This is a genomic window from Prevotella sp. MGM2, assembly GCF_002933955.1.
Taxonomy (GTDB): Bacteria; Bacteroidota; Bacteroidia; order Bacteroidales; family Bacteroidaceae; genus Alloprevotella.
In genome coordinates this window covers 1-7418 of sequence record NZ_BEWW01000204.1, presented here as the reverse complement: position 1 = coordinate 7418, position 7418 = coordinate 1, and the positions used below count along the sequence as shown (strand labels likewise).

Sequence of the window (7418 nt, the reverse complement as noted above, 5' to 3'; positions counted from 1 at the left end):
GCCTTTTTGTCTGGAGCCGCCGCATGGCGAAGGAAGATGTCATGAGGGAAATGGGAGTGACGGGCTTGACCTTCGATTCATACAAAAGGGGATATGAGGGGAACATTCATCGGTTTTTCGATTACTCCTTTATGGTGGATGTTATGGATTGGCAATTTACATCGGTTCTTGCGTGAGGTTGGACCTTTCGTCATTTGTTTGAATCAACAGCTGTCCGTTTGTATGGCTCATGATGAGTGATAGGAAAGTGTGGTCATGGGACATGTATGTGCCTTTATGTGGGAAATAGAACAATGTTAAATAAAATGTTATGGATTTTCAGGAACTCGTAAGAAAACGCTTTTCGGCAAGGAATTATCGTCCGGATGAGGTTGAGACTTCAAAATTGGATTATATATTGGAGTGTGCCCGCCTGGCTCCTTCTGCCGTAAATTTTCAGCCGTGGAAGTTTCTCGTCATAAAGAGTGAGCGGCAAAAAGAAAATATCAGGCAATGCTATGACAGGGAATGGTTCAAGACAGCACCGCTTTATGTTGTGGTATGTGTGGATAAATCTGTGGCTTGGGTGCGTAAATCTGACAATAAGAATCATGCAGATGTCGATGCTTCCATTGCTGCTGAACATATCTGCTTGGCTGCGGCTGAAGTCGGACTGGGGAGTTGCTGGGTGTGTAATTTCAATCCGGACTTGTTTGCCGAACTATTTCATATGTCTGCCGAGGTATTTCCCGTTGCTATTATCCCGCTTGGTTATGTCAACGAAACTCCAAAACATCTTTCTGAAAGAAAATCGATGGAAGAAATCGTCACCGTCTTATAGGTATTTGTGTCGTAGGAGATAAGTGACTGAGAAAGCCGTTTCAGACTTTTTCTTGCAGATGGTCTGGTCAATGAATGAAATATGATAATGTCTTTATCTCAAGAAAACAAGCGGGTTATCCGATCAGATAACCCGCTTGCTTTCTTGAGACGAGAATGTATTTTCTTAAGATAGAAAAGAGAAATTAAGTATATTATCGTGTGGGGAGTGACACGTGTGTGCGTGACATCACCGTAATGGCCCGTAATTGTTCCGGATTGGCTACGCGTATGGGGGTGCCATTGTAGCGAGGTGAGTGATAGGTTGGGGTTGACCCATCTGTAGTGTAGTGTATGGCAGCGTCTGCAACAGGAGTGGCGAGTGTCAGGCTGTAGGTTCCATCAGTATTTTTCTCACTCTTCTCCACTACAGGCTCCGGCAGGCGATAGTGTATGCCGGCAACAGTGAGGCGCGGATAGTGCGTTGCCATGCGGCGTTCGTAGTCGGTGAAATTCCTGTCAGCTTTGCGCGTCCATCCCAATTCCGATAATGCAGTGAGGCGTGGAAACATAAGATATTCCGCATAGCGTTCGGAGCGGTTTTCATCGAGTTGCGGCAGTTCTTGTAATACTGTGCCGTGTATAAACTGATCGCTCCAGTAGCAGCCTTGTACGCCAAGTACCGAAGACGTGGCAAGACTGTAGTCGAGCAATGGTGTTTCGTAAGTCTTCTTCAAGGGTACAGCCGGCATCCATGTTGCTGCCTTTATCTCGCGCTTGTCCTTGCGCTCAGGAAAGTCAAAGTAAAGGTGCGTCACCGGAGCAATGATTGACCGGTGTCCTTCGACACGAGCTTTCAGCGTGTCGTCCACGTTGTGCCACATCACGCCGACGATGGGGGTGCTGACCTTTCCGCGCATAAACACTTCCTCCCAGCCCACGACCGTGCGGCCTTTTTCCTTCATCCATCCGGCTACGATGTTGGTGAGCCATCCTTGTAGCTGTGACACTTCACTGAGTCCTTCGCGTTTCATGAGTGCCTGGCATCGGGGACATGTTTTCCAACGGTCGTAAATGGCTTCATCGCCGCCGATGTTGATATATTTTGACGGGAAAAGTGCGATGGTTTCGTCGAGTACATCGTGGAGAAAGTTCATTACGGAGTCTTTGCTTACGCAGAGCAGTTCGGGACTTATAGACTGTTGTGTCTGCACCTCATGCTGTTTGCCTTGGCATGAAAGCCAGGGATAGGCTACTATGGCCGAAAGAACATGCGCAGGAAACTCTATTTCGGGAATGATTTCTACGCCGCGTGCTTCAGCGTAAGCCAGCAGTTCGCGTATGTCCTCCTGAGTGTAGAAACCTCCCAGACGTTTTTCTTCCGGACCGGCCCAGGCTCCCACTTCGGTAAGGCGCGGGTATTTCTTGATTTCAAGGCGCCAGCCTGAATCGTCAATAAGATGGAACTGCAGTTTGTTGAGTTTGTACATCGCCATCATGTCGATGAATTTCTTTATGAAATCAACGTGGTAGAAATAGCGTGCCACATCAATCATCATGCCTCGCCACGGATAGTTGGGGGCATCGTTCACCTCCACAGGCCTGATGCGCCATTCTACGCCGCGTTGCCGGCGGTCTGCCACTATTTCTTTAGGCAGCAATTGGAGGAACGTTTGAATACCATAGAATACGCCGGCAGCATCGTGGCCTGTGATACTCACCCCGCGTTGTCCGGCCACCAGTCGGTAACCTTCGGAGGATGTTACGGCAGTACTGTCAATTTTCAGGGTAATGTCACCCTTCTTACCGGCGCGCAGAGGGAAGTCCCAGCCGGTCGGCCCTGACAGGGCGGCCTGCAGGAGCTCAGCCTGTCGTGCAGCGCCGTTGTCAAAACCTATTGTCGTTTTCTCTGTAAGTATAAAGTCTTTACCCTCAAGAGCCTTGATGCTTTGCGGTTTGGGAATGATGTTACAACTCTCTTGTGCTGTCGCCGGCAAGAATGTGGCCAGCAGGAACAGGAGCATGGAAATGACTTTTTTCATGGTGTGAATGTTTTGATAAGTGTGGAAAGATTTAGTTTTTATGTTGGTCAGGGCTCAATGCCCAATAGCTTTAATAGTTGGTCTACACTTTCTTCGATCGATAAGTGTGAGGTGTCTAGTTTTAGTGCCGGACAGGCAGGCGCTTCAAATGGGGCCGATATGCCTGTGAAATCTTTTACTTCGCCGCGGCGGGCTTTGGCATACAGCCCTTTTACATCACGCCGTTCACACTCTTCTATGGGAGTGGAGATGTATATCTCCTTGAAATCATCGTGCCCTATGATTTCGGCGGCCATTTGGCGCAGTTCCTCCGTAGGACTGATAAAAGCGGCGATGGTGATGATGCCTGTGTCTACGAAAAGTTTAGCCACTTCGGCGATACGGCGTATGTTTTCCTTGCGGTCATCGGCCGAGAATCCCAGATTGGCGTTGATACCTGTGCGGATGTTGTCGCCGTCGAGAATACGGCAGAGCAGGCCGCGGCGGTGAAGTTCGCGTTCCAAGGCTATGGCCACGGTGCTCTTGCCCGAACCGCTCAGACCCGTAAACCATAGCATTACGCCGCGTTGTTCCAACAGATTTTCCTTATCCGTGCGTGAGAGCATACGGTCGAAGATAGGGTAGATATTTTTGTTTACTGTCATGTAATGATAAATGAAAACTTTAAGGTTTCTAAAAATTCCCACAAATATACAAAAAATCCGCAGAGATACCATTGCCTTTATTCTTCAAACAGAGTTTTGCGGAAGCTTTTCGTCAGGAGTGCCCCACGACGGTATTCTCACCATAGTCGGATTTGAAAAGCGGCGGGGCATTTGTCATTCCCGACAAATGCCCCGCCTGTGTGACTATTGTTTTTGTTCAGCTCATAGGCTCTTATTCCTCATAGTCTGTCCAGTTGCTGCTGTTCCAGCCTCCCATGTGGTTGCTGGCGGCGTCTCCGGTGTTTCCTCCCGGATTGACAGGTATGGGGTCGCTGGAGGCAATCATTCCTTCGCTCACAATGTCGATACATGCGCTCTTTGGCTGCATATAATTCTTTTTCATGTCTTTTTGTTTTATGATTATTGAATGGGTATTTCTTATCTGACAATGAATTTCTTTCCGCCGCGGATGTACAGGCCGCCTTTGACAATGTTCGTCACGCGTCGTCCGCTAAGGTCGTATGTTGCTTCATTGTTCTCTGTTTGTCCGTCGGTGTTGACGTTTCCGATGCCCGTTGTTTCTCCAAAGTTGAGTTTGAGTGCGCCAGATGTCTGTTCAATGTAGGCCTTGTTGGCGGGAATGGTCGTACCGGTAAAGGTGTAGAAACCGGCATATTCATATTCAGAGCATCTGCCGAGGGTGAGTACCGAACTGGCTGCTACGGTTTTGGGTTGGCAGGTTCCGCTGATGCCTTCGCTCGTTGCGGTGCCTTCTCCGAGGAGGATGGTGGCCGTCTGTGCGTTGGGTTCTCCCACGAGTACCATGGCATTGTTGGCTGCCACACCGTCGTCGGCTTTTCTTAGGTTCACATATTCGCCGCTTACTGTTCCTGTGTAGATTTCAGCACCTTCGGCTCCGCTAACGGTAAACGGCAGGTAGGCTGTGGCGTAGGAAGCCTTGCCGTCGACGGCCGTGAGCAGGGATATTTCAAGTTCTTTGGCCGGCATGAGGTACCAGTAGGAACAGTTATCTTCCCAATGGATAATTTTCCAATGGTTGCCGCTTGCAGCCTGGTGCATTACTTTGCCTTGTGTGTCTGTGAACTTGAATTTGCATTCTCCGGCCGCGGTCATCGTAAACGCCCCTGCGCCGCCTTCTTCTACCAGTGTGGCGCCGCCTTCAATGGGCGACATGAACTTGCCGGTATTGCTGTTGATGAAGCGGACGCGTTCGTTGTACTGATTGATTTTCCAGATAAAGTTCGCATCGGACTGCGAGGGAACGAGTCCCTGCAGGGTGTTTGTGCCGTCCATCATTTCAAAGCCCATCATGGTATTCTTTCCGTCTCTTAAGCGTCCGGCGTTGATAACGCGGTAGTACTGGCCGGGTACAAAATCTACGAGTTCCGTCGGTGCGGTCACGTAAACCTGTTCCAGAGCTTTGGCGTTGTTGAAGTCAAAGGTGTTTGCCTCCGCCGTATGGTAGGCTGTGATGAGTTCCTGCAGTTCTTCGCGGCTGGCTTTGAACGTGCCTACAGCGCCCAGTGGTGCGTTGCCGGAGCCTATCTGGAGTCTGATGGCATTCATCAACGGTTCTGCAGGAGCCACAAAGCGGCAGGTCGATCCGTTGTCGGCATCAACCCAATATCCCATGTAGTCTACGCGGGTATCGCCGCTTCCGCTTCCCTGATGGTTCAGGTATTGGTTGTCACCTTCGAGGTGGAAGCAGCAGTTGGTCGTCTTGTCAGCGTATGCGGATGTAGGAGTGAGAAACCACACGTTGCTGTCGTCTGTAGCCGATACTTGGGCGCCGTCTTCACCTTTGCGCAGCCACTTGCCGTTTCCGGCAGCTTTGTTGTGTATCTTGAAACCGTCAATGAGGTTACCGGTGAAAGCCCAGAAGAAGTTGTCATCGTAAATGGCTGTAGTGGTGTTGCTGGTGATGGGAGTGCTGATTCTTACGTCATCGCTGTCATACCGCCATTTGTAAGGCTGCTGGTTCCAGTGTACCTCCACAGCCTGCCAAACGGGGTTGTCGAGGCTTTCAGACGCTTTGAAGGGTAATGCCTCGGAACAGTCCACATTGAGTTCCGTTACGCCTTCAGGGAGGCCTTGTCCTTGATATTCATAGCTGTTGATGGTGATGAAAGGAATTTGAGGTACCGTAAAGTTTTGTCCGGTTCTCAGGAGTGCGGTCGTAGTGGTGTATGTTCTTTCTCCTATGTTATATTTGATGGTGACATCCTTGAACTGAGTCTCTTCCACTGTTACAGGTGTGAAAGTGTAGATGCCGTTGCCGTGGGTTCCGGTAGGTGCGTTTGCTCCCCAGCCGATAACTAGGTCCTCGTCGCCTTCAAGGTTTTTGCCGCTCGTGTCTTCAGTGTTTTTCATGCCTCTCAGATAGAAATATCCGTTGGAACCTGTCGTTTTGATTTCAAAAAAACCGGCGGTTTCCTTGTCCTCGGTCAGCGTTATCACCTCGTTGTCGTTTGTTGGTGAGTTGAAGTATTTTCCCGAAACGGTTTTAATGCGGTAGTCGCGTCCTCGTCCGGTACCGGCCAGTTCGAATTTCACAAGAATCTTGAGGTCTTCGTTCTGCAAGCCTACGAGAGTGGTCGGTCTGGCCGTTTTGCAGGCGGTGGCGTCTTCGTTTTCCTGGATATACCATCCTCTGCCGGTATTATAGAGTACATAGTAGTTGTTGGTGTTCAAGTCAGCCAGCAATGGCACGGGAGTTCCCACCGCCGTAATGGCTTTTCCCTGCAGGTTCTCCTGAGCGTTGGCAGTGAAAGCCATGATAGCCGCCACACATAAGATTAACAAAGAAGTAATTCTTTTCATAGTGTTGTTTTTTTAAAGAAATAGGATAATTGATTATAGAGTGAATATTTGTTGTCGTATTGTTTTCAGGCTGATGCGATTCCTGCATTCTTTTGTCGTTTCGTATGTGCTTGACGTGTAGGTCTCATGCGATGTTTTATCATCTTAAAGTCTCTGAATCTCAATGAATTTTAATAAAATATGTGGCGAATATATATATATATATATACGGCCAAGGAAAATGGCGTTTTTTTATTAAAAAAAGGTTCAAAAACATGTTTTTCTGCTTCGGTGTGTTGAGTGAATTTAACTTGCCGTTGTGTTTCGGTGCATTAAGGGCTGTTTAGTTTTTCTTCAGTTTCTGGTAGCGGTTTCGGCGGTAATTGATGGTATTGGGAAAAGTTTTCCGGAAGTTTCGGAAAGCATACGCAGAGGGGACGCGCCATTTGGCGCGTCCCCTCTGCGTTATGAGATCAATGATTTTTGTTTTCTAAATCAATGTATGTTGAAACGGTCGGCAGTCTTTTTCAGTCCGCCATCAGCCTTTTCGGGCCGGCCGTTATATCATTTGCCTGCATGATGTCGCGGCGGGCGTTGTCGCGTCCGCATTCTGTGCCCACATGGCGGGCCACGAAAAAGGTGACGCACAGCAGCGCCGCCACTGTAACGGCTGTCAGGAGGCGGATGGCGGCGGTTTTTCCTGCGGAATGGTGCGGGTGTCTGTCAGGAGTGTTCATGAGGTGTCGTTGTGGAGGATAGAGTTAATCAAACAGGGCTTCGACCTCTTCCGGTTGCGACACGTTGTCGGTGCCGGTTGTGGCCTTTTCCGCCGGTTCGTTGTCTGTGAATATGGTGTCGCCGGCTTCTTCGTCGGCCATGAGGTTGTCAAACAGACTGTCAGGTAATTCGGGCGTTTCCGTTTCGCGGTAAACGGGATCGGGCGTGCGACGGTTGGCCTCTACGGTGCCGCCGCAGTTCCACAGTTCCATGGTGTGGCGGTAGGCCTGCTGCCGGTAGAAGCCGGCAACGAGGTATCCTTCTCCCGCCAGCAGTCCGGCCAGCAATAGGGCGGCCACACTGCGCACAAGTATCTGCCGGGGCTGTAGTCTGGGGC

General features: G+C 49.7%; 7 protein-coding genes. 1 reads left to right on the top strand and 6 read right to left on the bottom strand.

Going from position 1 to position 7418, the window contains the following annotated elements:
• The first annotated feature begins 310 nt into the window (after positions 1-310).
• Complete coding sequence (locus C5S62_RS04965) at positions 311-820, top strand: nitroreductase family protein (RefSeq protein ID WP_104404313.1); 510 nt, start codon at positions 311-313, stop codon at positions 818-820.
• A 193-nt stretch (positions 821-1013) separates the two neighbouring features.
• Here C5S62_RS04965 and C5S62_RS04960 read toward each other — a convergent pair whose 3' ends face one another.
• From C5S62_RS04960 to C5S62_RS13565, 6 genes are all read right to left on the bottom strand, one after another.
• Complete coding sequence (locus C5S62_RS04960) at positions 1014-2840, bottom strand: beta-N-acetylhexosaminidase (protein WP_104404312.1); 1827 nt, start codon at positions 2838-2840, stop codon at positions 1014-1016.
• A 47-nt stretch (positions 2841-2887) separates the two neighbouring features.
• Complete coding sequence (cysC, locus tag C5S62_RS04955; protein WP_104404314.1) at positions 2888-3484, bottom strand: adenylyl-sulfate kinase; 597 nt, start codon at positions 3482-3484, stop codon at positions 2888-2890.
• Positions 3485-3716: 232 nt separating this feature from the next.
• Complete coding sequence (locus C5S62_RS13570) at positions 3717-3887, bottom strand: hypothetical protein (RefSeq protein ID WP_172486078.1); 171 nt, start codon at positions 3885-3887, stop codon at positions 3717-3719.
• Between the two features lie 35 nt (positions 3888-3922).
• A complete protein-coding gene (locus C5S62_RS04950; protein ID WP_104404311.1) occupies positions 3923-6325 on the bottom strand; it encodes a hypothetical protein in 2403 nt (800 codons plus the stop codon).
• Positions 6326-6831: 506 nt separating this feature from the next.
• Entirely contained in the window at positions 6832-7041 is a 210-nt protein-coding gene (locus C5S62_RS04945; RefSeq protein ID WP_104404310.1) for a hypothetical protein, read from the bottom strand.
• Between the two features lie 24 nt (positions 7042-7065).
• Positions 7066-7418: hypothetical protein (locus C5S62_RS13565; RefSeq protein WP_190311553.1), on the bottom strand; the 353-nt coding region annotated here is incomplete at its 5' end.

Bases quoted from the DNA above. Each gene is read 5' to 3' on its own strand.
- C5S62_RS04965 (WP_104404313.1), top strand. From the start codon at position 311: ATGGATTTTCAGGAACTCGTAAGAAAACGCTTTTCGGCAAGGAATTAT.
- C5S62_RS04960 (WP_104404312.1), bottom strand. From the start codon at position 2,840: ATGAAAAAAGTCATTTCCATGCTCCTGTTCCTGCTGGCCACATTCTTG.
- cysC (WP_104404314.1), bottom strand. From the start codon at position 3,484: ATGACAGTAAACAAAAATATCTACCCTATCTTCGACCGTATGCTCTCA.
- C5S62_RS13570 (WP_172486078.1), bottom strand. From the start codon at position 3,887: ATGAAAAAGAATTATATGCAGCCAAAGAGCGCATGTATCGACATTGTG.
- C5S62_RS04950 (WP_104404311.1), bottom strand. From the start codon at position 6,325: ATGAAAAGAATTACTTCTTTGTTAATCTTATGTGTGGCGGCTATCATG.
- C5S62_RS04945 (WP_104404310.1), bottom strand. From the start codon at position 7,041: ATGAACACTCCTGACAGACACCCGCACCATTCCGCAGGAAAAACCGCC.